This window comes from Streptomyces sp. NPDC058880, from assembly GCF_042742535.1.
Taxonomy (GTDB): domain Bacteria; phylum Actinomycetota; class Actinomycetes; order Streptomycetales; family Streptomycetaceae; genus Streptomyces.
In genome coordinates this window covers 327,536-351,585 of the sequence record NZ_JBHYMC010000001.1, presented here as the reverse complement: position 1 = coordinate 351,585, position 24,050 = coordinate 327,536, and the positions used below count along the sequence as shown (strand labels likewise).

Here is a 24,050-nt window from a genome sequence, read left to right as displayed (position 1 = left end):
ATCTCATGACCACCGCACACGGCCCGGCCGACGGAATCGTCTACCGCCTCGCGCGCCCCGAGGACGCGGGCGCCGTCGCGGCCCTGGACAGCTCCTTCACCACCCGCACCGTCTTCGAGGTGGCCGTCTCCGGTGACGGTTCCGGCTTCCTGCTCCGCGAGGTCCCCGTGGACCCGCCCGTGCGCAGGGCGTTCCCGCCCGAGGAGCACGACGAGCAGGGCATCGCAGGCCCCCGGGGGGCCGACGTGGACGCGGACACGCGCACCTTCGTCGCCCTCGACAGCGGCGAGCTCTGTGGCTTCGCCGCCGTCGGCTACGCCGCGTGGAACCGGCGTCTGACGGTCGAGGACATCGAGGTCGCACCCGGCCACCGGGGCCGCGGGATCGGCAGCGCCCTGATGGAGTGCGCGGCTCAGTTCGGCCGGCAGCGGGGTGCGGAGCACATCTGGTTGGAGGTCAGCTCGGTCAACGCCCCCGCCGTGCACGCCTACCGGCGCATGGGGTTCACCTTCTGCGGCCTCGACACCGCCCTCTACGGAGGCACCCCCGCCGCCGGCGAGCAGGCGCTCTTCATGAGCCGGCCCTGCCGCTGATCCGACCCCGCCCCCGCGTGGGGTGCGCCGGCGTGCGGAAGTGGGTCTGACGAAACGTCAACCCATTTCGCGCGCCGCATCGTACGCTTGTACGGCCCTTGTTCGCAGCCCGTTCCGTGAGGATCACCCGGAGGAGTGTTCCGGGTGCCCGGACGGTACGCCGCTGACCTGCGGCAGGTACAACGGGTCATTGTTTACTGCACATTCATCCGGCACGTACAGGGTGGATCTGGTCGGACAGGGGGTAACCCGCCGGAATGGAAATTCTTCAACAGCGCTCCACCACCGCACAGGTGTGGCAGGCGGCCGAGGAGTTCATCCGACTCTTCCACCGGGAAAACGCCGGCGCGGGTGATCCGCGCGCTCGGCTCGCCGCCGTGAGGGCGGAACTCGCGGACACGGGGACTTACGTGCACACCCCCGAGGAGCTCGTCCACGGGGCGCGCGTGGCCTGGCGCAACAGCAACCGCTGCATAGGCAGGCTCTACTGGAACTCGCTGCGGGTCCGTGACCGCCGCGGGCTCGCCGACGCCGACGCCATCGCGGCCGAATGCTTCGACCACCTGCGCGAGGCCACGAACGGCGGCCGGGTCAGACCCACCATCACGGTGTTCGCCCCGGAGACCCCGCAGCGCCCGGGGCCGGTGATCTGGAGCGAGCAGCTCGTCCGCTACGCCGGCTACGGCGACCATCCCTCGATAACCGTCGGCGACGCCCGCAACGCCCCGCTGACCGAGGCCCTGCTCCGGCTCGGCTGGTCCGGCGGGGCCGGCACCCCCTTCGACCTCCTCCCGCTGGTGGTCCAGGGCTCCGACGACAAGCCCAGGTGGTTCGACACCCCCGCGGACGCGGTCATGGAGGTGCCGATCGGCCACCCCGACGGCGACGGCTGGGAGGACTGGGGCCTGCGCTGGCACGCCGTACCGGCCATCTCCAACATGTGCCTGGAGGTCGGCGGCATCCACTACCCGGCCGCCCCCTTCAACGGCTGGTACATGGGCACCGAGATCGGCGCCCGCAATCTCGCCGACACCGACCGTTACAACCTCCTCCCCGCCGTCGCCCGCCGCCTGGGCCTGGACACCTCCAGCGACCGCTCGCTGTGGAAGGACCGTGCCCTCGTCGAGCTCAACCGGGCGGTCCTGCACTCCTTCGACCGCGCGGGGGTCACGATCGCCGACCACCACAGCGAGTCCCGGCGCTTCCTCTCCCACATGGAGCGCGAGGAGCGCAAAGGCCGCGAGGTGGGGGCGGACTGGTCCTGGATCGTGCCGCCGATCTCCGGCGCCGCGACCCCGGTCTTCCATCGCACCTACGAGGACCGCCCCAGCAGCACGGCCTACGTCCACCATTCCGGCGCACAGGAGCGAGCCCGGGGGCGGGATTTGGTCTAGACCTTCTGTTACCGTCGGCTCGGGACGGATCCGAAAGCGGTGAGAGGGGTTTCCTGTGGGCGACGCGGACAGCACGGACCGAAGCGGCGAACACCGGGCCTACATCGGCTCCTTCACCTCGGGGGGCGGCCGCGGTGTCACCATCGCGGCCGTGGATCCGAAGACCGGGGCGCTGACCCCGCTCTCGGTCGCCACCGCCGAGGATCCGTCGTACCTCGCCCTCGCGCGGGACGCCGGCGTCCTCTACGCGGTGAGCGAGACCGAGCGGGGCGGGGTGGCGGCGTTCCGGCGCACCGCCGGGGGCCTCGCCCCGCTCGGCGCACCTGTGTCCGTCGGCGGCTCCGGACCCACCCATGTCAGCGTGGCCGGAGGTCGCCTGTTCACCGCGAACTACACCTCGGGCAGCGTCAGCAGCCTCCCCCTGGACGCTGAGGGCCGCCCGCACGGCCCGGCGCGCGTCCTCGCACACCGGGGCTCCGGACCCGACGCCGCCCGGCAGGCGGGTCCGCACGCCCACCAGGTGCTGCCGGACCCGACCGGCCGCTGGGTGCTGAGCGTCGATCTCGGCACCGATTCCGTACGGGTCTGCGCGCCGGACCCGGCCTCGGGCGGGCTGCGGCAGCACGCCGAGACGGCGCTGCGCGCCGGTACCGGCCCCCGTCACCTGGTCTTCCACCCGGAGGACGCGTTCGTCTACGTCCTGCACGAGCTGGAGCCGCAGGTGACCGTCTGCCGCTGGAACGCCGCGCTGGGGCTGCTGGAGCCGGTCGGTGAGGTTCCGGTGGCCTCCGAGGGTGCCTCAGGGGTCGTACGGGCGTACCCATCGGCGATCGTGGCCTCGCCGGACGGGAGGTTCGTCTGGGCGGCCGTCCGCGGTACCGACGCGCTGGCCACCCTGTCGCTCGCCGACGGGCCCGGGAGGCCGCGGCTCACGGGCACCGTCGCCTGCGGCGGCAGCTGGCCGCGCGACCTCGCCGCGGACGCCACCGGGAGCCGCCTCTACGCGGCCAACGAGCACTCGGGAGACGTCACCTGGTTCGACGTGGACCCGTCGACCGGGCGGCCGCACAGGGCGGGCGCGCTCGCCGTCCCCGCCGCCACCTGCGTGGTCCTCGGCTGAGATGCCACGCGGGCCGGACGTGCGACGGCCCCCGCAGTCCGGGTGCACCGGGTCTGCGGGGGCCTCCGTGGCGTGTCGGGCGGGTCAGTGCGCGGGCGAGCCCTGGGGGATCCCCAGCGTCGCGGTGTACTGCGCGACGGCCAGCTTGCCGAGCGCCGGGTAGGCGCCGAGCACCTCGGCGGTGGCGCAGTCGGCCTCCTTGCAGGCGGTGTCCAGCAGGCCGTCGGCCGCCTCCGGCCCGATCAGGTAGGGGGCGAGCGCGAGCTGCGTGGAGCCTTCGCGGCGCAGCTGCTCGGCGACCGCGGCCACCGAGCCCTCCTGGTCCAGCGCTGCCGCCTGGACGGGCACGGCGAGGCGGGCCGCGAGCAGCATGCCCGTGATCCCGGCGGCCTGCACGGCCTCCTCGCCCCCGGTGGTTGCCAGGACGATGCCGTCGGCGGCGGTGGTCACGGTGAAGAGGCGGGCGCGGTCGGCGCGGGCCAGACCGGCCTCGGAGAGGCGCACGTGCAGCCCCTCGGCCAGCAGCGGGTGCGGGCCGAGGACATCGGCCAGCTCGGCGGCGGCGGAGGAGTCCATCAGCGCCTGGCGCATCCGGCGCAGCAGGTCGCTGTCCGGACCGGCCAGCAGCGGGACGACCACGGCGTCCGGGCCGGACGGTTCGGGCACCTCGTGGCCGGCGGCGCGGGCGAACTCCGCACGCGCGGTCCGGTCGGCCGCGACGGCGCTCAGCACGCCCGACAGCGACGGGAACTCGGTCGCGTCGTCACCTTCGAGGAAGCCGATGCGGGCGTCGAGGCCCGGCAACTCGGAGCGGCCGATGCTGATGATCTCTTCCGCGAGCCCCCGCGAGGCGGCCGAGGGCGCACCGGGCACGGCGAGCACCAGCGCGGGCGCGCCCTCGGGCGCAGCCGCGGGCTCGGGCCGGCGGTGCCGTCCGGTCGGGCGGGGTCGCGGCATTCGTACGGGCAGGCCATTTGCGGGGCCAGTGGGGGAGCTCATGGCGCCGCATGCTACTGGCTTATCGGAACAAGGTGTTCGGGCAGGGCCTTTTCGTGCCGCATCTGTCCGTATTTATCCGTTGAATTGCAGATACGCTCAACTGACGGACGGCAAGCGCCAGTCCACAGGCTGTGCACCCTGGCCCACTAGCAGCTCGTTCGTCCTGCTGAACGGCCGGGAGCCGAAGAACCCGTAGTCGGCCGACTTGGGCGAGGGATGCGAGGACTCCACCACGGGCAGGTCGCCGAGCAGCGGCCGCAGGTTGCGGGCGGCCCGGCCCCACAGGATGGAGACCAGCGGCTTCCCTCGGGCGGCCAGCGCGCGGATCGCCTGGTCGGTGACGGCCTCCCAGCCCTTGCCCTGGTGTGCGTTCGAGCGGCGGGGAGCGGTCGTGAGCGAGCGGTTGAGCAGGAGCACGCCCTGCCGGGTCCAGGGGGTGAGGTCGCCGTTCGCGGGCCGGCCGGTCCCTATGTCCCGGTGCATCTCCAGGAAGATGTTGTCCAGGCTCGGCGGCACGGGACGCACCTCGGGGGACACCGAGAAGGACAGGCCCACCGCGTGCCCCGGGGTGGGGTACGGGTCCTGGCCCACGATGAGGACCTTGACCTCGTCGAAGGGCTGCTGGAAGGCGCGCAGCACATGGGCCCCGGCGGGGACGTACGTCCTCCCCGCCGCGATCTCGGCTCGCAGGAAGTCGCCCATCGCGGCGATCTGCGCCGCCACCGGCTCCAGAGCGCGGGCCCAGCCCGGCTCGACGATCTCGTTCAACGGTCGTGCTGCCACGGTGGATCACTCTACTGGCCGATCGTCGCCGCCCGCACGCACAGCACGTCCGGCAGGTGCTCGGCGAGCAACTGCCAGCTGTCGCCGTCGTCGTGGCTGGCGTACAGCTCGCCGTTGCGGTTGCCGAAGTAGATGCCCGCGGGGTCCGCGTCGTCCGTGCAGAGTGCGTCCCGGAGCACCGTGCCGTAGTGGTCGGAGTCGGGCAGTCCGCGCGTCAGCGGCTCCCATGTGGCGCCCGCGTCCCCGGTGCGGAAGACCCGGCAGCGGCGCTCGGCCGGCACCCGGTCGGAGTCGGCGTTGAGCGGGAAGACGTAGGCGGTGTCCGGCCGGTGCGGGTGGGCCGCGACGGCGAAGCCGAAGTCGGAGGGCAGCCCGTCCCCGATGTCGCTCCAGCGGCCCCCGGCATCGTCGCTGCGGTAGACGCCCCAGTGGTTCTGCAGGTACAGCCGGTCCGTGTCCCCGGCATCCCGGGCGATCTTGTGGACGCACTGGCCGAACTCGGGGTTCGGGTCGGGCAGGAACACCGCCGAGACGCCCTCGTTGGACGGCTGCCAGCTCGCCCCGCCGTCCACGGTCCGGAACACCCCGGCCGTGGAGACGGCCACCGTCACCGCGTCCGGGTCGCGGGGGTCGGTGAGGACCGTGTGCAGGCCCTCGCCACCCCCGCCCGGCACCCACTTCCCGCGGGTCGGGTGCTCCCACAGCGGGCGGACCAGCTCGAAGGACTCGCCGCGGTCGGTCGAGCGGAACAGCGCGGCCGGCTCGGTCCCGGCGTAGACCACGTCCGGCGCCTCGGGCCCGGCCGGCTGGAGCTGCCAGACCCGCTCCAGCGAGGCTCCGGTGTCCTGGGGGAACTTCACGGCCGGCCTGGCCGGTTCCCGCCAGGTGGCTCCTAGGTCGTCGGAGGTGAAGACGGACGGCCCCCAGTGCGTGCTGTCCGCGCCGACCAGCAGCCGGGGCGCCGGGCCGCGCCGGTCCACCGCGGCCGCGTAGACGGCCTGGGCGTTGAAGTGGGGCTCACCGAACTCCCAGGGCCCGTCGCCCCGGCGGCGGCCGATGAACAGTCCCTTGCGGGTTCCCACGAGCAGCAGTACGTCGGCCATGGCCGGCACCTCCGGACCTCGTCCTCGCGCGCTTCGTTCCTCACAGAGCGTCTTTCCGGCCAGTCTGCACCCGGCCGCCGGCGAAGGCCCGGCAGGCGCCGCACGCCTCGCATCGGATGATCTATACCGATCATTTACCGGCCGGAAATGATTGCGCCTTGCATGGGGGTGTTCGTAATGGGTTGACTTCAAGGGGTTGACTTCAAGCCAACGCCGCCGCACGTGAGAGGACGTATGTGGCCACCGAGCACCTGTCTCCGCTCGACCTCGCCTTCTGGCGGATGGAGTCCGCCGACCACCCGATGCACCTCGGCGCCCTCGCCGTCTTCCGCGCCGCCGGACCGCCCGGCTCCGGCGGCGGGCGCCCCGCCGAGCGTGCCGCCGCACTCCTCACCGCGCGCTGCGCGGCGGTGCCGGGCCTGCGCCGCAGGATCCGGGACGTGCTCCTGCCCCTCGGCGCCGCCGCCTGGTCGCCGGACCCGGACTTCGACCCGGCGCGGCACGTCTTCCTCGTCCGCGCCGACCGAACCCTCCCGCACGAGGCTGCCGGGCCGCTGATGGCCCGCCCGCTGGACCGCGGGCTGCCGCCGTGGGAGGCGCACGTGCTGGACGGGCCGGATCCGGACTCCTTCGCCGTGCTCTTCAAGTTCCACCACGCCCTCGCCGACGGTCTGGGCGCCCTCGCCCTCGCGGCCGCGCTGTTCGACGACGTGCCGGGGCCGCGGTCCCCTGCGCGCCCGGTCCCGGGACAGCGGGCCGGGTCCGTCCTGGGGCGGCTGCCGGGGGCGCTGGCCGCGCGGGTCCAGGGGGTCGGACAGGCCCTGGAGATCGGGGCCGCCGTGGCCCGAGGCGGGTTGCCGCTGGGCGTTCCGGCCGCGCTCACGACCGGTCCCGCCGGCGCGGGCAGCCGCGCCGTCGCCGGTCTCGCGCTCGATCTGGACGAGGTCAATCTGATCCGCAAGGGGGCCGGCGGTACCGTCAACGACGTGCTGATCACCCTGGTCGCGGGCGCTCTGCGGCGCTGGCTGGCCGAGCGCGGCGACCCCGAGCCTCTGGGGGCGGGGCCGCGGGCCCTGATCCCGGTGTCCCGCCGCCGCGGTCCCCGGGGCGCCGAGGGCGCCGGGAACAGGCTTTCCGGGTACCTGCTCCGGCTGCCGTTGGCCGAGCCCGATCCGCTGCGCAGGCTGGACCGCGTACGGGCCGGCATGGACCGCAACAAGGACGCCGGGCCCACCCGGGGTGCGGGGGCTGTCGCCCTGCTCGCGGACCACGTCCACCCGCTCGGCCACCGGCTCGGCGGCCCGCTCGTCGCCCAGGCGGCCCGCCTGCTCTACGACATCCTCGTCACCAGCGTCCCGCTGCCCGGTCTGACCTTTTCCCTCGGCGGTAGCCGGGTCCACGAGGTCTACCCGCTCGCGCCGCTGGCGCGCGGCCAGTCGTTGGCCGTCGCGGTCTCCACCTACAAGGGGACGGTTCACTACGGCCTGGTCGCCGACGGAGCCGCCGTTCCGGACCTGGCGGCGCTGGCCGGGGCGCTGCGCGCGGAGCTCGACACACTTGTACGAGAGGTCTCGTAGTACGAGGAGGTTCGTAGTATGGTGATTCTCGTACTTAGGCGCCGACCCCGGCGCGCCCGGTGACCCCTGGAGAGCCCCGATGAGTGCTGCCCCCGCCGTACCCGCTGCTTTCGCCGCCCTGTTCGAGCCGTACACCCTGCGTTCGGTCACCGTGCCGAACCGCGTGTGGATGGCCGCGATGTGCCAGTACAGCGCCGAGGCCTCCGGGCCGGACGCGGGGGTCGCCAACGACTGGCACTTCGCCCACTACGCCGCCCGCGCGACCGGCGGCACCGGCCTGATCATCCAGGAAGCCACCGCGGTCTCCCCCGAAGGCCGGATCTCCCCCTACGACCTCGGCATCTGGAACGACACCCAGGTCGAGGCGCTGCGCCGGATCACCGGCTTCCTCAAGGCCCGGGGGGCCGTGCCCGGCATCCAGATCGCCCACGCGGGCCGAAAGGCCTCCACCGACCGCACCTGGAAGGGCGGCGCACCGGTCGGCCCCGACGCGCACGGCTGGCAGCCGGTCGCCCCCAGCGCCGTGCCGTTCGCCGAGGGCCACGCGGTACCGCACGAGCTGACGACCGATGAGATCGCCGAGATCACCGGCCAGTTCGCGGCCGCGGCCGAGCGGGCGCTCGCGGCGGGTTACGAGGTCGTCGAGATCCACGGGGCCCACGGGTACCTGATCGGGGAGTTCCTCTCCCCGCACAGCAACAGGCGTACCGACGCCTACGGCGGATCCTTCGAGAACCGGACCCGCTTCGCCCTCGAGGTCGTCGACGCCGTGCGGGCGGTGTGGCCCGAGGAGCTCCCGCTCTTCTTCCGCATCTCCGCCACCGACTGGCTGGAGGAGGAGGGCTGGACCGCCGACGAGACCGTGCGCCTGGCCCGGCTCCTGCGGGAGCACGGAGTGGACCTCCTCGACGTCTCCACCGGCGGCCTCGCTCCGGGGGTGACGATCCCGGTCGGCCCCGGATATCAGGTGCCCTTCGCCGCCCGGGTGAAGGCCGAGACGGAGCTCCCGGTGGCCGCGGTCGGCCTGATCACCGAGCCCGAGCAGGCCGAGAAGATCCTGGCCAACGGCGAGGCCGACGCGGTGCTGCTGGGCCGCGAACTGCTGCGCGACCCGTTCTGGGCCCGCCGCGCGGCCGCCCGGCTGGGCGCGCCCGTCCGCACGCCCGAGCAGTACCACCGGTCCTGGTGACGGCGGTGCGGCCGCGCCCACCGCGCCGTGGCCGCACCCACCCGTTCCCGCCGATTCCCGCGACCGCCACGCCTCCTTCGATGCCTCTCGTACCATGGGGATCCGGACCAAGCCGAGTGAGCGGAGCAGGGACATGACGGATCGGGACACCTCCCGCACCCTGGCCCACCCGGAGGCGGCCGAGATCCGCCTGGAAGGCGTGCTGCACGCCCTCTCCGACCCGGTGCGGCTCTCCATCGTCCTGGACCTGGCCGGCTCGGTGGAGGACCTGGCCTGCTCGCACTTCGAGCTGCCCGTCACCAAGTCCACGACCACGCACCACTTCCGTGTCCTGCGGGAGAGCGGTGTCGTGCGCCAGGCCTACCGCGGCACCACCAAGCTCAACGCCCTGCGCCGCGACGACCTGGAGGCACTGTTCCCGGGTCTGCTCGACAGCGTCCTGACGGCGGCAGCGGCCGAGGCGGCCCGGCGCCCGTCCTGACCCGCTCCGGCCGTCCGCGCGGACCGCTGTCGTGGCGTCGGTCGAGGGACGGCTGCCGCGACCGCCTTCCGCGTGCCCCGACCTGACAGGGCGCCCCTCCTTAGGTTCGCCCGGCCGCGTCCAGCAGGCCCGCCCAGTCCGGGATCTTGACGGAGCGCCGTCCCAGGGAGTGTCCGAGGTCCGCCTCGGCCGACTCGATGGCCAGCCAGCCCGGCCACCGGACCGGGTGCAGGCCGGCCGCCCGCAGGGCGTCCAGCGGGTCGCCGGGCAGCTCGCGCCGGGCCAGTGCCCCGGCGTCCTGGAGCAGCGAGGAGGCGGTCTCCTTGGCACACGGCCGGTTCGTGCCGATCACGCCGGTCGGGCCGCGTTTGATCCAGCCCGCCACGTACTCGCCGAGCGAGGCCCGGCCCGCGCGCAGCACCCGGCCCGCGGCATGCGGGACGGTGCCCTTCGCCGGGTCGAAGGGCAGCCCGGCCAGGGGCACGCCCCGGTACCCGACGGAGCGCAGCACCAGCTGTGTGTCGAGGTCCTCGTGGACGCCCGTACCGGTCACCCCGCCGCGGCCGTCCGGCGCGGTCCGCTCGAAGCGCATCGCGCGGACCCGCCCGTCGGGCCCGCCCAGGATTTCCACCGGGCGCAGGTAGAACCGCAGTGCGATCCGGCGCGGTCCGGAGCCGGCGGCTCCGCCGGCCCACCCGCGCAGCACCTCCAGGTTGCGCCGCGCCACCGCAGGCAGTGCCGCGGCCGCGCCCGGATCGGCGTACAGCGGGTCCAGCGCCAGCTCGGCGGGGTCGGCCCGGGCCTCCACGCCCGGCAGCGTGCCCAGCTCCCGCAGCTCCTTGGTGGTGAACTTCCCTTGCGAGGGCCCGCGCCGGGCCACCATCGACACGCTGCCGAGCCCGCTGTCCGCGAGCGCGGCGAGTGCCGGCTGAGGCATGTCCGTGGGCGCCAGCTCCGTCGTGCCGCGGGCCAGGATCCGGGTCACGTCCACTGCGACGTTGCCCGCCCCGACCACCACCGCCGCCTCCACCCCGGGCAGGTCGAAGGCCTCGGCAGCGGCGTCCGGGTGCCCGCTGTACCAGGACACGAAGGCCGTCGCGGAGTGCACCCCGGTCAGCTCCTCGCCCGGGATCCCCAGCAGCCGGTCCCGGGCGGCGCCCACGCAGTACACGACCGCGTGGTACAGCTCCAGCAGCCGCGGTACGGGCAGGGTCTCCCCGCCGACCTCCACGTTCCCGAGGAAGCGGATCCGCTCGTCCTCCAGCACGGTGCGCAGGCTGCCCTGCAGTGATTTGATCTTCTCGTGGTCGGGTGCGACCCCGTACCGCACCAGCCCGTAGGGGGCGGGCAGCCGGTCCAGTACGTCGACCCGTACCCCGGGCACCTCGCGCTGCTGGACCAGCGTCTGGGCCGCGTAGACCCCGCTGGGGCCCGATCCGACGACGGCGACACGAAGCACGGCGGAACTCCTCCCGCAGGTGGTTACAGCATGACACCGGTCCCTTCCGCCGGTCAGCCCATCGCGCGCATCCGGTGGATCTCGGCGCTCTGGGTGGCCACCACCTCGTTGGCCATCTCCTCGACGGCCACGTTGTTCCCGCCGGCCAGTGCCTCGCCCGCCATCGTCAGGGCCCCTTCGTGGTGGGTGGTCATCAGCTTCAGGAAGAGCCGGTCGAAGTCGGTTCCCCGGGCGTCGGCCAGCTCCCTGAGCTGCTGTTCGGTCGCCATGCCCGGCATCGAGGCGTGGTCGTGGACGGGGTCGTGGGCGTGTCCGGGGGCGGTCGTGGCGGTGCCCGCCGGCACCGGCGCCGGATGGCGGGCCAACCACTTCTCCATGGCGCCGATCTCCGGCTTCTGGCCGGCCGCGATCCGTTCGGCGAGGCGCTTCACGGGGTCCGCCGCCGCCCGTTCGGGTGCCAGCGCGCTCATCGTCAGCGCCTGGCGGTGGTGCTCGATCATCCGCTCCACATAGGAGCGGTCGGCGGCGTTCGGGCTGTCGTCGGGTTTCGCCCTGGCGGCCTGTTCGGGAGTGAGCGTGCGTGACGTTTCGCCGGGTCTGCCCGGCGCGACGATCCGGGCCGGACCGTCGTCGGCCCGGTCCGCCCCGCCGTCTTGGCAGGCGGTGAGGGTCAGCAGGAGGCCGGCGGTCGCCGTCGCCGCGGCGAGCCGGAAGGCAACCGCGGTCGAGGCCCTGCGGCCCCGGAGGTCTTTTGCCATGTCCATGAAGGGAAGATACTGCCGGGGTCCTGGTTTCGTTCCCCTGCGGACGGAACCGATCGGGCTCCCATGGGAGGCACAGTGACCTCGCTGCACACCAGGAGAGCGCGCAACAGGGGAGTGGGGGTGGCCGTCGCGGCGGCCGGACTCCTCACGACCCTCCTCACGGCCGGACCGGCCGCAGCCACCCCCGACCCGGGCGACCTGACGCCCGGCCACGGCAACCACCAGAGCGCGGGCACCGCCGAGGGCGGGGAAGCCGCCCCGGGCGACATCCCGGGCCAGGACGAGATCGTGCACAGCGCCAACATCAAACCCCTGGCCAACGTCCCCTCCACCGACCCGACGGCGATCAACTCGGACCTGGCGTTCCAGGGCCGGTACGCCTACGCGGGCAACTACAACGGCTTCACGATCTACGACATCGCCGATCCCAAGGCTCCGAAGAAGGTCACCGAGGTGTTGTGCCCCGGCGGGCAGAACGACATCTCCGTCGACGGCGACCTGCTCTTCCTCTCCACCGACTCCTCCCGCAGCGACGACTCCTGCAACAGCGTCTCGCAGCCCGCGACGGAGAAGTCCTCGTGGGAGGGCATCAAGATCTTCGACATCAAGGACAAGAAGAACCCCAAGTACATCAAGTCCGTCGAGACGGCCTGCGGCTCCCACACCCACACCCTGGTACCGGGCCGCAAGGACATCTACCTCTACGTCTCCTCCTACTCCCCGAGCGAGGCCTTCCCCGACTGCCAGCCGCCGCACGACGGCATCTCGGTGGTCAAGGTCCCCAAGAAGAGCCCGACGAAGGCCGCGGTCGTGGCCTTCCCGGTGCTCTTCCCCGACGGCGGCAACCCGGGTGCGCCCACCAACCCGGGCGTCTCCAAGACCACCGGCTGCCACGACATCACCGTGCTGCCGTCGAAGAACCTTGCCGCCGGCGCCTGCATGGGCGACGGCATCCTCTTCGACATCAGCCGGCCCGAGCAGCCACGCGTCATCGACCGGGTGCAGGACAACGTGAACTTCGCGTTCTGGCACTCGGCCACCTTCAACGAGCGAGCGGACAAGGTGGTGTTCACCGACGAACTCGGCGGCGGTGGCGGGGCCACCTGCAACGAGGCCACCGGCCCCGACCGGGGCGCCGACGGCATCTACGACATCACCGGCCGCGGGAACCAGCGCACACTCACCTTCCGTGGCTACTTCAAGATCCCGCGACACCAGGCTGACACCGAGAACTGCGTGGCCCACAACGGCTCACTGGTCCCGGTCGGCGGCGGCCGCGACATCATGGTGCAGGCCTGGTACCAGGGCGGCGTCTCGGTATGGGAGTTCACCGACTCCACCCGGCCCAGGGAGATCGCCTACTTCGAGCGCGGCCCGCTGACGACGGACCGGCTGGGCGTCGGCGGTTCCTGGTCCGCGTACTACTACAACGGGCACATCTACTCGAACGACATCACCAAGGGCCTCGACGTGCTGCGGCTCGACGACCGGCGCACCGACAGCGCCAAGAGGGTCCGCATGGACCGGCTCAACGTACAGACCCAGCCCGACTACCACTGAGCCGCGTGAGGTCAGAGGTGTGAAGGAGACGTTCCGCCGGGCGGCCCGCCGTCCGGCGGAACACCGAGCTCCCAGTCCAGCCCGTAGCGCTGGAACAGTTCCGCCCGCAGCCGGACGGCCGGCATCGGGGCACCGGGCAGCAGCACCGCCACGACCGCGCCCATCAGCAGGGCGCGCAGCAGCGGGTAGTCCGTGTCCACGTCCGCCGAGCCGTAGCGACCGACGGTGTCCCGCAGCAGTTCGGCCAGCCGCTGCTGCTCCGGGCACTGCACGAAACCCTCGGCCGTGAGGATGCCCGCCATGTGCGTCCGCATCAGCAGCGGTTCGTCCCGCGCGAGCCCCAGGACCGCGTCGATGGCGCGCGCGAGCCGCTCGCGCCCGTCCTCGCTGCGGGGCTCGCGCTCCAGCGCGGCGTACAGGGTCAGGTGCATCAGTCGGTGCACGGCCGACTGGAGCAACTGCCGCTTGCCCGGGAAGTAGTACGAGACCAGGCCGCGCGCCGCCCCCGCCCGGTCGGCGATGTCGCCGAGTGTGGTGGCCTCGTAGCCCCGCTCGGCGACGAGCTCCACCGTGGACTGCAACAGCCGCTCCCGGGAACGTCTGCGCAATTCTTCATTGACCGATGCGCTGCGCGGGGACATGCTTACTCCTGCGTTGACTGGCTCACGGCCAATATACTCAGCGCACGGCGTCGCCTGCTCTGGGTGACACGGGGGATCATCCAGGGCAGGCACGCCCCGTCCTCAGCGCCGTCCTCCGCGCGCTCCTCGGCTCAGCGCTCCACCGGCTCACGCCCACCGAAGCGCAGCGACGTCGCCAGAACCACCAGGACCGTGCCCAGCAGCCAGCCCGCCACGACGTCCGAGAACCAGTGGACGCCGAGGTAGAGCCGGGTGAAGCCGACGCCGAGGACCGAAAGGGCCGCCACGGCCCAGGCGGCCGGGGCCCACGTCGGGGCGGGGCGGGGGACCAGCCACAGCAGCATCCCGCACACCACCGTCGCCGTCAGGGCGTGCCCGGACGGGTAGGCCGCGGAGTGCGCGGAGTCCACCGGGTCCGACCACACCGGGCGCTCCCGCCCCACAGCGGCCTTCAGCCCCTGTGACACCGCCAAAGCGCCCACCGTCGCAAGCGCCACGCGCAGCGCCCGCTCCCGGTCGCCGCGCCACCACAGGAGGAAAGCGGCCACGGCAGCCAGCACCCGCATGGTCCACGGGTCCCAGACCAGGTCGGACAGCACCCGCATGGACTCCCTGACCCCGGAGTGGACGACGGCGTGGGCGTGCAGGTCCCGCGCGACCCGGTCGTCCCAGGCCGACAGGGGCTGCCAGCCCGTGACCACCAGGGCGGTCAGCACCGCCGCAAGCAGCGCGCAGCCGATGCCCACCCGACGCAACAGATCGTTCCACATGAAGGGATCCTTGCACCGGCGACGGCCCGGCGGGGCCGGACACCCCTGGAATGTCGTGCCGGTCGGGCCGGGCCCGCGGCGCCGGGGCACCTCCTACGCCAGCGCGCTCAGCCCCGGTACGAAGGCCACCAGCAGGGGGACGGCCGGGACCAGCGTGGCCAGTGCGGTCAGTCGCAGCCGGCGGCCCGGCGACAGCCGGGGCGCGGCCGACAGCAGTCTGCGCACCCGCTGCGGGACGTGCGCCTCCGGCGCCGAGGAGGCCGCGAACACCCCGCGGTCCTCATTGAGTCCGACGAGCGCCAGCGCGACCGTCAGCCGCCCGAACCGCCGCGAGGCCATGTCGTCGGCGGCCAGCTCCACCAGCCGGTGCATCTCCGCCTCGAAGGCCGCGAAGACGGGCACTTGGGGGAAGGCGCGGGCCAGCGCCCGCGAACAGTGCAGCAGCCAGTCGTGCCTGGCCGCCGCGTGCCCCTGCTCGTGCGCCATCACGGCGTCCAACTGGCTTCCCTTGAGCCGGCCCAGCGCCGCCGTCGTGACCACCAACTGCGGCGCCGCTCCCGGCAGCCACCAGGCATCCGGCCGCGGACCCTCCAGTACGACGAGCCGAGCCCCCACCGGGTCCTCTCCGGGCAGCAGCGGGGCCCGCTGCATCAGTTCGCTGCCCTGCGCGCGCCGACGGGCCCGGGCCCGCAGCACCTCCCCGGCCAGCATCGCCCCGGTCCACAGGCCGCCGCCCGCGAGCGCGAGGGCGGTGACGGCGGCCCACGGGCCGCCGGACGCGCCCAGTGCGTACGCGTCGACCACCCCGTGCGGGGCGGCGGCGAAGAGCCGGCCCCGGACCGCCTGCCAGGCCGCCGCGGAGCTCAGCAGCATGGACAGCCCGAGGCACAGCAGTACCGCACCGACGACGCACTGCCACGCCCACAGGGCCACGACCGGTTCTCGCTCGGGCCACTGGGCACGGGCCAGCAGGCGGGGGGCGAGCACCGCGGTCAGGGCGCCGAGCACGAGGAGGGCGGCGGGGACCATCATGGCCACCAGCCTAGAAGCGAGGGGCTACCTGCGGGTACGGGACGGCGGCATTGGTGACGCAGGACACGTTTGCCGGCTGTCGTCACATCGACAGCAGCATCGCCAACATCCCCATTCCCATGGCGAGTCGGCAGGCCCGGTCGAGCTCCGTGGGGGCCCCGTGCGGGGGCCCGGGAGCCGTACCGCCCCCCGTGGCCAGCCGGGTGCCGCCGAGCATCACGTAACCGGCGTAGTAGAGCAGGAGCACCCCGGTCAGCAGCGGAGGTCCCGCCCCCCGGCCGTGCCCGTGCGTGCCCCCGGAGCCCGCCGCCGCGGCCATGTACACCATCGTCAGCGACCCCACCAGGTGGTGCAGGTGGTGGGTCGTCCCGCCCCGCAGCAGCCACAGGGCGTGCACGGCCGCGGCGCAGAAGACCGCACCCAGCACGGGCGGACGCCACGCACCGGCGGCCCCGAGCGGCACCGCCATGACCGCCATCCCGATTCCCATCACCGCCTCACCGGCTGCGTCCCCGCGCCCCCCGCATGCCCGCCGCAGGCAGTACCCGCCGCTCACCGCGCACAGCAGCACCAGCAGCCAGGCGGAAACAGAGGCGGACAGGGACGAGGCGGATCCGTGCACGGCGGAACCTCCCGGTTCGTCGGCGTCACGGAGAGGGATGCCCTTCTCACGGGGCCCTCACGCGGGTGGGGATAGGCTCTCCCCGCCGTCCCAGGCATGTCATATGCCACCGCACCGAACGGAGCGCCCATGTCGACCGCCCAGCCCGCAGCCCTCAGCTTCCGCAGCGCCGTCGAGGCGGACGTTCCGGAACTGGTGGCGCTCGTGGAGTCCGCGTACCGCGGGGACGCCAGCCGGGCCGGCTGGACCACCGAGGCGGACTACCTGGACGGACAGCGCACCGATCCGGACGGGGTCCGCGCCGTTATCGAGAGCCGGGACGGGGTCCTGCTCGTCGTCGAGCGAGCGGGCGAGCTCGTCGCCTGCTGCCACATCGAACACCGGGGCGACCACGCGTACTTCGGCATGTTCGCTGTCCGTCCGGGGCTCCAGGGTGCCGGCCTCGGCAAGGAGATCCTCGCCGAGGCGGAGCGCCGTGCCCGCGAGACGTGGGGCGCCGGGGAGATGCGGATGACGGTGGTGAACGTACGGGAGGAGCTCATCGCCTACTACGTGCGCCGTGGCTACCGGCGCACCGGCGAGCTGAGCCCCTTCCCGTACGGCGACGAGCGCTTCGGCATCCCGCTCCGCGACGACCTCGCCTTCGAACTGCTGGTCAAGCCGCTCCAGCCGTGAACCGCCCGCCAGGGTCTCCGCTCAGGCGGTGAAGCGGCCCGTGCTGCGGATCTCCGGGAAGTCCGTGGCCACGCCGTCGAGTCCGAGCGCCCGTGCCAGCCGCAGTTGGTCGAGGGTGTTGACCGCGAGGCCCGTCATCCGCAGGCCCGCTGCGTGCGCCGCCTCCACCGCCTCCAGGGCGATCACGCGGATGTCCAGGGCGATCGCCGCCGCGCCCGCGGCCACCGCCCGGCCCACGGCGGCCTCGGCGCCCTCGACCGGGGACGGGACGAACAGGGTGGTGCGCACCCCCGGCACCCGCCGGGCGGCCTCGGTGAGCACTGCCTCGTGCGCGGAGCCGATCTCCACCCGGGAGACCAGGTCGCGGCGCAGGAGCAGGTCCGCGAGCGCGATGGCCGCGGCCCGGTCCTGGACGGACACGTGCAGCGGCGGCCGTACCGCGTCCAGCACCTCCTCGAACACCGGGATGCGCTCACCCTGGCCGGCGTCCAGACCGCGCAGCTCGGCCAGGGTCAGGTCGGCGACGGTCCCCGATCCGTCGGTGGTCCGGTCCACCTCGGGGTCGTGCACGGCGACGAGGACGCCGTCCTTGCTCAGCCTGAGGTCCAGCGCGATGGCGTCCATGCCGGCACGTTCCGCTCGGATGTACGACCGCAGGGTGTTCTCCGGTTCGACACCCATGACCCCGCGGTGACCGATGGTGAGGAAAGTCAAGGTTCTCTCGCTTCCGTCGACGGCGGCTCCCCGCGCGGTCGCGGTGTCCCTGCCGGCCGCGCGCGATGAGGTCGCATGCTAGTGCGCCGCTCGTGGATGCGGACCACGCCTGCACGGGCCCGCGGGAGCGCCACCGACCGCTTCCCGCCAGGGTTGTGCGCCCCCGCGAGGGCTTTCGCGGCCGTGCCGCGTCACCCGGGCGTGGGCGCGTCCCCGCGGGCTTGACGTGCCGCCGCACCGTGCCGCGTGGAGGATCCCCCGAGGTCGGCCAACAGGGCTTCGCCAGGCTCCAGTTCGGCGAGATGCTGCCGTTCGCTCCAGCGCAGCGCGAGGGCGGGGAGGGTCCCTTCCGGTATGCCGGCGGCCTGGTCCGTCGCCTCGCGCGCTGCGCCCGGTTCACCCCGGGTGTGCGCCAGCTCACCGACCGTCGACCGCAGCGGGGCCGGTTCGGCCGGGTGGCCGAGCCGGATTCGCAGCAGCAGCCCGTGCTTGAGCACCGGGGATCTGCGTCCGCCCTTCTGGAGCCCGGGGCGGCCACCGCGGGGGACCGGCCTCGGCGGCCGCGGCCCGCTGGCCTCCCCAGCGCGCGCCGCCCCCGCCGTGCTGCCGCCCGCGCACCGGGTGGTCGCCGGGTGCGATCCGCTGCGGGACGACGGGCGGGTGTACCACCGCTGGCTGGCGCGCAGCGGAATCCGGTCGGTTCTGGACGTCCATCCCGGCATGTTTCACGGCTTCCCGGGGCTGGCCGCGGTACTGCCACAGGCATGTGAAGCCTTGGCGTGACTGGGCGGAGCTATCAGTTCCACCCTGACTGACGGGAAGACTTTCGGTGAATCGGGGGGTGATGCAGGATATTTTCCCGAATCTCCTCTTGAGTGGGAGAGCCTCGCACGCATACGCTGTGCGGACGTGAGGTTCTCCTGTGGAGGAAGTGACATGACGGAAACTCTTGTGCCGGGCGTCGGCGGTGCCGTGATATCCGCTGGAGCGCGGGTGGTCGACCACCCTGCGTGGCTCGAGCTCAAGGCCGCCGTGGAGGAGATCCGTCCCTGGCAGGCCGCCGACGGTTCCATCGACTTCGAGGCGGAGGGCGAGCACGCCCGCGCCACCGTCCAGGCAGCGGTCGAGCGCGTGATCGGCGCCGTCGAGACGCTTTCCCCGCTGCTCCCGCACGCCACCGCCTACCACCAGGCGCTCGTCGCCGACCTAAGCAAGTGGGCCGCGGACGACTTCGGCGTACCGGACTTCCTCGACTCCCTGATGGCCTTCCACCCGGCCGCCGAGCGCGCCGACGGCCTGCAGCACCTCGTCGTCTTCCCGATGTACACGCAGAACGGCAACCCGGACCGCAACCTCGAGGCCGTCGTGCTGAAGATGGTGTGGCCCGAGTGGCTCTCCGAGCTGGAGCGCACCCGTTACGACAACCCGCTCTTCCTCGGTATCACCTTCGAGGACTTCACCCCGGGCTACGACACGCACTCCGCCGTGCTGTTCCCGGAGACCATCGCCGTGCGCGAGGCGCCCGAGCGCTTCACCTGGGGCGGCATCTTCTGTGACCGCGAGGCCGCCCGCTACCGCAAGGTGACCGCGGCCGCCGTCGACATCCTGGGCATCGACCTGCCCGAGGACATCGCGCGCATGGTCGACGACCAGGAACGCTGCGAGAAGGCGTTCGTCCTGTGGGACATGGTCCACGACCGCACCCACAGCCACGGCGACCTGCCGTTCGACCCCTTCATGATCAAGCAGCGCCAGCCGTTCTGGATGTACGGCCTGGAGGAGCTGCGCTGCGACCTCACCGCCTTCAAGGAGGCCGTGAAGCTGGAGTCCGAGGGCAACGAGCACGGCCGTGACGTGCAGTACGCCGTCCTCTTCGACCGGATGTTCCGCTTCCCGGTTTCCGGCGACCGCAACCGCAACTACGACGGTCTCGGCGGCCAGCTGCTCTTCGCCTACCTCCACAAGCACGACGTCGTGCGCTGGACGGACAACAAGCTGAAGATCGACTGGATGCGCGCCCCGCAGGTCACCAACCAGCTCTGCGCCGAGATCGAGGACCTCTACCGGGCCGGCATCGACCGCCCGAAGCTGGTCCACTGGTTCAAGGCCTACGAGCTCGTCTCCACCTACCTCGCCCCGCACCCGGGCTCCAAGTGGGCCAAGGGCGCCGACGCGCTCGACCTGACGCAGCCGCCGCGCAAGCTCGTCGACGACGTGCTTCCGGACGAGTTTCCGCTCAGCATGTTCTTTGAGGCGCTCGCCAAGAAGCTCAAGGGCACTATCGCCTCGACCAAGGGCATCACCGCTCTGAACGCCGAGCACGGCGAGCGGGTCGCCGCGTGAGCACTCGCCCACAGGAGGCTGTACCGATGAACGGCTCCCACAACGGCAACGGAAAGCTGCACGGAGCGGTGGTGGCGGTGGCCGGAGCCGGCGGGCCCGCCGGCCGCGCGGCCCTGCTCCGCCTCGCCGAGGCCGGCGCGGTGGTCGTCGCCTCCGACGCCGATCCGGCACGGCTCGCGGAAGCCGTCGACGCGGCACGCTACGCCCATGGCGGCGCCACCATCACCGGTGACACCGTCGACCTGCTCGACCTGGACGCCACCAAGGCGTGGGCCGAGCAGACCGAGAAGGAGTTCGGGCGGGTCGACGGACTGGTCCACCTCGTCGGCGGCTGGCGCGGCAGCAAGACCTTCACCGACGTCGACCTCGCCGACTGGGCCTTCCTGGAGAAGCTCCTCATCCGCACCGTCCAGCACACCTCGCTCGCCTTCCACGACGGACTGCTGCGCAGCGACCGCGGGCGCTACGTCCTGGTGAGCCAGTCCGGCGCGCACAAGCCGGTCGCCAACAACGCCGCGTACAACGCGGGCAAGGCGGCCGCCGAGGCGTGGACCCTCGCCATGGCGGACTCGTTCCGCAAGGCGGGGGGTGACGAGGGGCCCGGCGCGGCAGCTGCGATCCTGGTCATCAAGGCACTGGTGCACGACGCGATGCGCGCCGAGCGTCCCAATGCGAAGTTCGCGGGCTTCACCGACGTGAAGGAGCTGGCCGAGGCCATCGCCGGCGTGTGGGAGCGGCCCGCCATCGATGTGAACGGACAGCGTCTGTGGCTCACTCCGCAACCGTGAAGACCGATGCCCGCCGGCACCACGATCCGGCAGTGCGCGGCTTCGCCAGCGACAACTACGCGGGAGTCCATCCGGAGATCCTGGAGGCCCTCGCGCTCGCCAACGGAGGTCACCAGGTCTCCTACGGCGAGGACGAGTACACCGAACACCTGCAGAAGATCGTCCGCAGCCACTTCGGCCCGTACGCGGAGGCCTTCCCGGTCTTCAACGGCACCGGCGCGAACGTCACCGCCCTCCAGGCGATGACGGACCGCTGGGGTGCGGTGATCTGCGCCAAGAGCGCCCACATCAACGTGGACGAGGGCGGCGCGCCGGAGCGGATGGCCGGGCTCAAGCTGCTCGCCGTGCCCACCCCGGACGGCAAGCTCACGCCCGAGCTGATCGACCAGGAGGCCTGGGGCTTCGAGGACGAGCACCGCGCGATGCCGCAGGTGGTCTCGATCACCCAGAACACCGAGCTCGGCACGGTCTACACCCCGGACGAGATCAGGGCCATCTGCGACCACGCCCACGGCCTCGGCATGAAGGTGCACCTCGACGGCGCCCGGATAGCCAACGCCGCGGCCTCGCTCGACATGCCGATGCGCACCTTCACGAACACCGTCGGCGTCGACGTGCTGTCCTACGGCGGCACCAAGAACGGCATGATGTTCGGCGAGGCCATCGTCGTGCTCAACCCGGACGCGGCCCGGCAGATGAAGCACGTCCGCAAGATGTCGATGCAGCTCGCGTCGAAGATGCGCTTCGTTTCGGTGCAGCTGGAGGCGCTGCTCGCCAAGGACCTGTGGCTGCGCAACGCCCGCCACGCCAACGAGATGGCGCAGCGACTGGCCGCCGGGGTCCGCGAGACCGACGGCGTGGAGATCCTCTACCCGGTGCAGGCGAACGCGGTGTTCGCGCGGCTGCCGCACGAGGTGTCGCGGCGCCTGCAGAAGCGTTACCGCTTCTACTTCTGGGACGAGGCTGCGGGTGACGTCCGCTGGATGTGCGGCTTCGACACCCAGGAGGAGGACGTGGACGGCTTCCTCCAGGCCCTCAAGGAGGAGCTCGCCCGCTAGGCAGGGACCGCGGAACACGTACGTACTGCATAGGTATGCCATTCACTGTAAATCCATTGATGGATGGTGGGTGGCATACCTATGCTCCGGGCCATGCAGCTGATGCAGCAGGATCCCGACGTCCTCGCCTACCTGGCTTCGGATGAAGCCGTGGACCACCGGCATCCCCGCGTGCGGGACAACGCCAAAGCCCTCTGGTCGGCCACCGGGGACGCCTATGCGTACGCGGAGGCCGCCTTCGAGTTCGTCCGCGACACCATCGCGCACTCCGCCGACTCCGGGGACCCTCGGGTCGCCTGGCGGGCCTCCGACGTGCTGGGTACGCGCAACGGCATCTGCCACGCCAAGTCCCACGCCCTGGTCGCCCTGCTGCGCGCCCAGGGGGTTCCGGCCGGGCTGTGCTACCAGCGCCTCGCCGACGACGACGGCTCCAACCCCCTCGTCCACGGGCTGATCGCGCTGCGTCTGCCCGGCAGCGGCCGCTGGAGCCGCCTCGATCCGCGTGGCAACAGGCCCGGGGTCGACGCCCGCTTCGACCTCGCCGAGGAGCGCCTGGCCTTCCCCGTCCGCCCGGAACTGGGCGAGGTCGACTACCCCGGGCTGTACGCGGCCCCGCACCCGGCCGTACTGGCGGCCCTCCAGGATTCCGCGGACCGGCAGGAACTGTGGCGGAAGCTGCCGACGGCGCTCTGAGGCGCCTCCGCGGACGGCCCCCGGGAGAGCCCGGGGGTGCGCCCGTCCCCCGCGGCGCCGAGCCCGCGGCTCCAGGGCCCTCGGACGGGGCCGCCCGGGCGCGGGAGGGGCCCTCAGCCGGCTTCGCGCACCTGCGCGGGGGTCGGCGCCGTACCGCCGAGGTGGGCCGGCAGCCACCAGGAGTCCTCGGGGCTCCGGGGCTTCTCCGGGTAGGCGCGCTGGGCGGCGTCCAGCAGTTCCTGGACGCGCTCGCGCAGCCGCCGCGTGATCGCCCCGGCGTACTGGTCGGTGGGAGCCTCGATCGGCTCGCCCACCCGCAGCGTCACCGGGATGTGGCTGCGCTTGAGGTTCTTCGGACGTCCCTTGGTCCACAGCCGCTGCGTGCCCCACAGCGCCACCGGGATCAGCGGGACGCCGGCCTCCTGCGCCATGCGGGCCGCACCCGACTTGAAGCTCTTCAGGGTGAAGGACTGGGAGATCGTCGCCTCGGGGAAGACCCCGATGATCTCACCGGAGCGCAGCGACTCCAGGGCGTGCTGGTACGCCGTCTCGCCCTGTTTGCGGTCCACCGGGATGTGCTTCATCGCGCGCATCAGCGGACCGGACACCTTGTGGCGGAACACCGACTCCTTCGCCATGAAGCGCACCAGGCGCTTCTGCGGCCGCGCCGTCAAGCCGGCGAAGATGAAGTCGAGGTAGCCGATGTGGTTCGACACCAGGACCGCACCGCCCTTGCGGGGGATGTTCTCGGTGCCCTTCATGTCGATGCGGATGTCGAGCGCGCGGAACAGCCCGTGCGCGGCGCCGATCACCGGAGGGTAGACGAGCTCAGCCATGGGGAGACCCGCTTTCTGTCTGGGGAGGTGCTCCCGGCCGGAAGTTACGGAAGCGTAGGTACGCGACCCTTGGGGATGGTGCCCCAAACGAGGGCCGCTGGCCAGTCCAGGCGTCCGCGCCCGGGGAGATTCTCGTCACGCCGGGAATTCCGCGGGGCCGCCGGGCGTCCCCATCCACGTACGAGCGTACGACGATCATGTGCGTGGACGAAGACGGTGGTGTGACGGGAGTGCGGGTGCTCGGCAGGGAAGAGGGGCGCAACGGCGCGGGCGGGGCGGTGCCCGCGCGCCTGGGCGCCGCGGAACTGGGTGCGCGACCGGGGCGCCGGGCCACCCTGGTGCAGTTCTCCAGCGCCTTCTGCCAGCCGTGCCGGGCCACGCGGCGGATCCTCGCCGAGGTGGCGGAGATGGTCGAGGGAGTCGCGCACATCGAGATCGACGCCGAAGAGCGGCTCGACCTGGTGCGGGCCCTGGGGGTCGAGAAGACCCCGACCGTGCTCGTACTCGACGCCGCCGGACGTATCGTGCGTCGGGCGGCCGGGATGCCGCGCAAGGTGGACGTGATCGCCGCCCTGGGCGCGGCCGTATGACGCGCGGTGCGGCCGGCGGTGGGAGCGGGTCGGGGCCGGGGGTGCCGGAGGCGCCGGTGCACACGCCCGCACACCGCGTGACGCGCCTGACATCTGCCCGATCCCGCTTGACTGGGTCCACGGGAGATCGCCAGGCTGGCGGTATGCGGTATGAACTCCTGCTCTACGGACGGTTCCATGTGGACCTCGTCCGATACGCGAGCGCGCTCTGTCCGGATCGCTGAACGCCCCGTCCCCGATCCCGACCGTGCCCGCGTGTCCTGCGG

Annotated in this window: 27 protein-coding genes; 15 read left to right on the top strand and 12 right to left on the bottom strand. The window is 72.7% G+C overall.

Annotated elements, in window-relative coordinates:
* The first annotated feature begins 5 nt into the window (after positions 1 to 5).
* From ACFW2G_RS01610 to ACFW2G_RS01600, 3 genes are all read left to right on the top strand, one after another.
* Positions 6 to 593 (top strand): GNAT family N-acetyltransferase, encoded by a 588-nt coding sequence (locus ACFW2G_RS01610; RefSeq protein ID WP_384444975.1) that lies wholly within the window; start codon positions 6 to 8, stop codon positions 591 to 593.
* 257 nt (positions 594 to 850) lie between these two features.
* On the top strand, positions 851 to 1,987 hold the full coding sequence (locus ACFW2G_RS01605) for a nitric oxide synthase oxygenase (RefSeq protein WP_384444973.1): 1,137 nt from the start codon (positions 851 to 853) through the stop codon (positions 1,985 to 1,987).
* A 55-nt stretch (positions 1,988 to 2,042) separates the two neighbouring features.
* Entirely contained in the window at positions 2,043 to 3,107 is a 1,065-nt protein-coding gene (locus ACFW2G_RS01600; protein ID WP_384444971.1) for a lactonase family protein, read from the top strand.
* A gap of 84 nt (positions 3,108 to 3,191) precedes the next feature.
* Here the strand turns inward: ACFW2G_RS01600 and ACFW2G_RS01595 are convergent, their stop codons facing one another.
* The 3 genes from ACFW2G_RS01595 to ACFW2G_RS01585 all read right to left on the bottom strand — a co-directional run bounded on the left by ACFW2G_RS01595 (position 3,192) and on the right by ACFW2G_RS01585 (position 5,992).
* A complete protein-coding gene (locus tag ACFW2G_RS01595; protein ID WP_384444969.1) occupies positions 3,192 to 4,106 on the bottom strand; it encodes a sirohydrochlorin chelatase in 915 nt (304 codons plus the stop codon).
* Between the two features lie 96 nt (positions 4,107 to 4,202).
* Positions 4,203 to 4,889, bottom strand: a complete 687-nt coding sequence (locus ACFW2G_RS01590; protein WP_037921730.1) for a uracil-DNA glycosylase — start codon at positions 4,887 to 4,889, stop codon at positions 4,203 to 4,205.
* Between the two features lie 11 nt (positions 4,890 to 4,900).
* Complete coding sequence (locus tag ACFW2G_RS01585; protein WP_037921732.1) at positions 4,901 to 5,992, bottom strand: hypothetical protein; 1,092 nt, start codon at positions 5,990 to 5,992, stop codon at positions 4,901 to 4,903.
* A 236-nt stretch (positions 5,993 to 6,228) separates the two neighbouring features.
* Here ACFW2G_RS01585 and ACFW2G_RS01580 point away from each other — a divergent pair, with 236 nt between their 5' ends.
* The 3 genes from ACFW2G_RS01580 (at position 6,229) to ACFW2G_RS01570 (ending at position 9,239) form a co-directional block, all read left to right on the top strand.
* Positions 6,229 to 7,569: a wax ester/triacylglycerol synthase family O-acyltransferase gene (locus ACFW2G_RS01580; protein ID WP_384580064.1), complete on the top strand. Its 1,341-nt coding sequence runs from the start codon at positions 6,229 to 6,231 to the stop codon at positions 7,567 to 7,569.
* A 79-nt stretch (positions 7,570 to 7,648) separates the two neighbouring features.
* Positions 7,649 to 8,758 (top strand): NADH:flavin oxidoreductase/NADH oxidase, encoded by a 1,110-nt coding sequence (locus ACFW2G_RS01575; protein WP_037921736.1) that lies wholly within the window; start codon positions 7,649 to 7,651, stop codon positions 8,756 to 8,758.
* A 133-nt stretch (positions 8,759 to 8,891) separates the two neighbouring features.
* The gene (locus ACFW2G_RS01570; protein ID WP_384444962.1) at positions 8,892 to 9,239 is read left to right on the top strand and encodes an ArsR/SmtB family transcription factor; all 348 of its coding nucleotides are present in this window, start codon (positions 8,892 to 8,894) and stop codon (positions 9,237 to 9,239) included.
* Positions 9,240 to 9,339: 100 nt separating this feature from the next.
* Here the strand turns inward: ACFW2G_RS01570 and ACFW2G_RS01565 are convergent, their stop codons facing one another.
* Together ACFW2G_RS01565 and ACFW2G_RS01560 are read right to left on the bottom strand one after the other, a co-directional pair.
* Positions 9,340 to 10,698, bottom strand: coding sequence for an FAD-dependent oxidoreductase (locus ACFW2G_RS01565; RefSeq protein WP_384580066.1), 1,359 nt, complete (start codon positions 10,696 to 10,698; stop codon positions 9,340 to 9,342).
* A 53-nt stretch (positions 10,699 to 10,751) separates the two neighbouring features.
* Positions 10,752 to 11,462: a DUF305 domain-containing protein gene (locus ACFW2G_RS01560; protein WP_384580068.1), complete on the bottom strand. Its 711-nt coding sequence runs from the start codon at positions 11,460 to 11,462 to the stop codon at positions 10,752 to 10,754.
* Positions 11,463 to 11,537: 75 nt separating this feature from the next.
* Between ACFW2G_RS01560 and ACFW2G_RS01555 the strand changes: the two genes are divergently transcribed.
* The gene (locus ACFW2G_RS01555; RefSeq protein WP_384580230.1) at positions 11,538 to 13,022 is read left to right on the top strand and encodes an LVIVD repeat-containing protein; all 1,485 of its coding nucleotides are present in this window, start codon (positions 11,538 to 11,540) and stop codon (positions 13,020 to 13,022) included.
* Between the two features lie 11 nt (positions 13,023 to 13,033).
* On the opposite strand, the gene ACFW2G_RS01550 is transcribed toward ACFW2G_RS01555, so the two are convergent.
* From ACFW2G_RS01550 to ACFW2G_RS01535, 4 genes are all read right to left on the bottom strand, one after another.
* On the bottom strand, positions 13,034 to 13,663 hold the full coding sequence (locus ACFW2G_RS01550) for a TetR/AcrR family transcriptional regulator (protein WP_037921746.1): 630 nt from the start codon (positions 13,661 to 13,663) through the stop codon (positions 13,034 to 13,036).
* Positions 13,664 to 13,794: 131 nt separating this feature from the next.
* Positions 13,795 to 14,433 carry a phosphatase PAP2 family protein gene (locus ACFW2G_RS01545; protein WP_384444951.1) on the bottom strand — a complete coding sequence of 213 codons (639 nt, stop codon included), beginning with the start codon at positions 14,431 to 14,433 and terminating at the stop codon, positions 13,795 to 13,797.
* 93 nt (positions 14,434 to 14,526) lie between these two features.
* Complete coding sequence (locus ACFW2G_RS01540) at positions 14,527 to 15,465, bottom strand: M56 family metallopeptidase (RefSeq protein ID WP_384444949.1); 939 nt, start codon at positions 15,463 to 15,465, stop codon at positions 14,527 to 14,529.
* 82 nt (positions 15,466 to 15,547) lie between these two features.
* Positions 15,548 to 16,087 (bottom strand): DUF5134 domain-containing protein, encoded by a 540-nt coding sequence (locus ACFW2G_RS01535; protein ID WP_078556457.1) that lies wholly within the window; start codon positions 16,085 to 16,087, stop codon positions 15,548 to 15,550.
* Between the two features lie 129 nt (positions 16,088 to 16,216).
* Here ACFW2G_RS01535 and ACFW2G_RS01530 point away from each other — a divergent pair, with 129 nt between their 5' ends.
* Positions 16,217 to 16,762, top strand: a complete 546-nt coding sequence (locus tag ACFW2G_RS01530) for a GNAT family N-acetyltransferase (protein WP_384444945.1) — start codon at positions 16,217 to 16,219, stop codon at positions 16,760 to 16,762.
* A 21-nt stretch (positions 16,763 to 16,783) separates the two neighbouring features.
* Here ACFW2G_RS01530 and ACFW2G_RS01525 read toward each other — a convergent pair whose 3' ends face one another.
* Positions 16,784 to 17,476 (bottom strand): glycerophosphodiester phosphodiesterase family protein, encoded by a 693-nt coding sequence (locus ACFW2G_RS01525; RefSeq protein ID WP_037921753.1) that lies wholly within the window; start codon positions 17,474 to 17,476, stop codon positions 16,784 to 16,786.
* A 191-nt stretch (positions 17,477 to 17,667) separates the two neighbouring features.
* Complete coding sequence (locus tag ACFW2G_RS01520; protein WP_384580244.1) at positions 17,668 to 17,973, bottom strand: hypothetical protein; 306 nt, start codon at positions 17,971 to 17,973, stop codon at positions 17,668 to 17,670.
* On the opposite strand from ACFW2G_RS01520, the gene ACFW2G_RS01515 reads away from it, so the two are divergent.
* From ACFW2G_RS01515 to ACFW2G_RS01495, 5 genes are all read left to right on the top strand, one after another.
* Positions 17,882 to 18,259, top strand: coding sequence for an alpha/beta hydrolase fold domain-containing protein (locus ACFW2G_RS01515; protein ID WP_384580070.1), 378 nt, complete (start codon positions 17,882 to 17,884; stop codon positions 18,257 to 18,259). The genes ACFW2G_RS01520 and ACFW2G_RS01515 overlap by 92 nt on opposite strands.
* 153 nt (positions 18,260 to 18,412) lie before the next feature.
* Positions 18,413 to 19,819: a DUF6421 family protein gene (locus ACFW2G_RS01510; protein ID WP_384580073.1), complete on the top strand. Its 1,407-nt coding sequence runs from the start codon at positions 18,413 to 18,415 to the stop codon at positions 19,817 to 19,819.
* A gap of 26 nt (positions 19,820 to 19,845) precedes the next feature.
* Positions 19,846 to 20,607, top strand: a complete 762-nt coding sequence (locus ACFW2G_RS01505; RefSeq protein ID WP_037921756.1) for an SDR family NAD(P)-dependent oxidoreductase — start codon at positions 19,846 to 19,848, stop codon at positions 20,605 to 20,607.
* A complete protein-coding gene (locus tag ACFW2G_RS01500; protein WP_384580232.1) occupies positions 20,604 to 21,665 on the top strand; it encodes a threonine aldolase family protein in 1,062 nt (353 codons plus the stop codon). The genes ACFW2G_RS01505 and ACFW2G_RS01500 overlap by 4 nt, the downstream gene beginning before the upstream one ends.
* Positions 21,666 to 21,758: 93 nt before the next feature.
* Entirely contained in the window at positions 21,759 to 22,358 is a 600-nt protein-coding gene (locus ACFW2G_RS01495; protein ID WP_384444942.1) for a transglutaminase family protein, read from the top strand.
* 113 nt (positions 22,359 to 22,471) lie between these two features.
* Here ACFW2G_RS01495 and ACFW2G_RS01490 read toward each other — a convergent pair whose 3' ends face one another.
* Positions 22,472 to 23,194, bottom strand: coding sequence for a lysophospholipid acyltransferase family protein (locus ACFW2G_RS01490; protein ID WP_384580075.1), 723 nt, complete (start codon positions 23,192 to 23,194; stop codon positions 22,472 to 22,474).
* A gap of 230 nt (positions 23,195 to 23,424) precedes the next feature.
* On the opposite strand from ACFW2G_RS01490, the gene ACFW2G_RS01485 reads away from it, so the two are divergent.
* Positions 23,425 to 23,784 carry a thioredoxin family protein gene (locus tag ACFW2G_RS01485; RefSeq protein ID WP_063890588.1) on the top strand — a complete coding sequence of 120 codons (360 nt, stop codon included), beginning with the start codon at positions 23,425 to 23,427 and terminating at the stop codon, positions 23,782 to 23,784.
* Positions 23,781 to 24,008, top strand: a complete 228-nt coding sequence (locus ACFW2G_RS01480) for a putative leader peptide (RefSeq protein WP_384444939.1) — start codon at positions 23,781 to 23,783, stop codon at positions 24,006 to 24,008. Before ACFW2G_RS01485 ends, ACFW2G_RS01480 begins: the two co-directional genes overlap by 4 nt.
* The last annotated feature ends 42 nt before the right edge of the window (positions 24,009 to 24,050 follow it).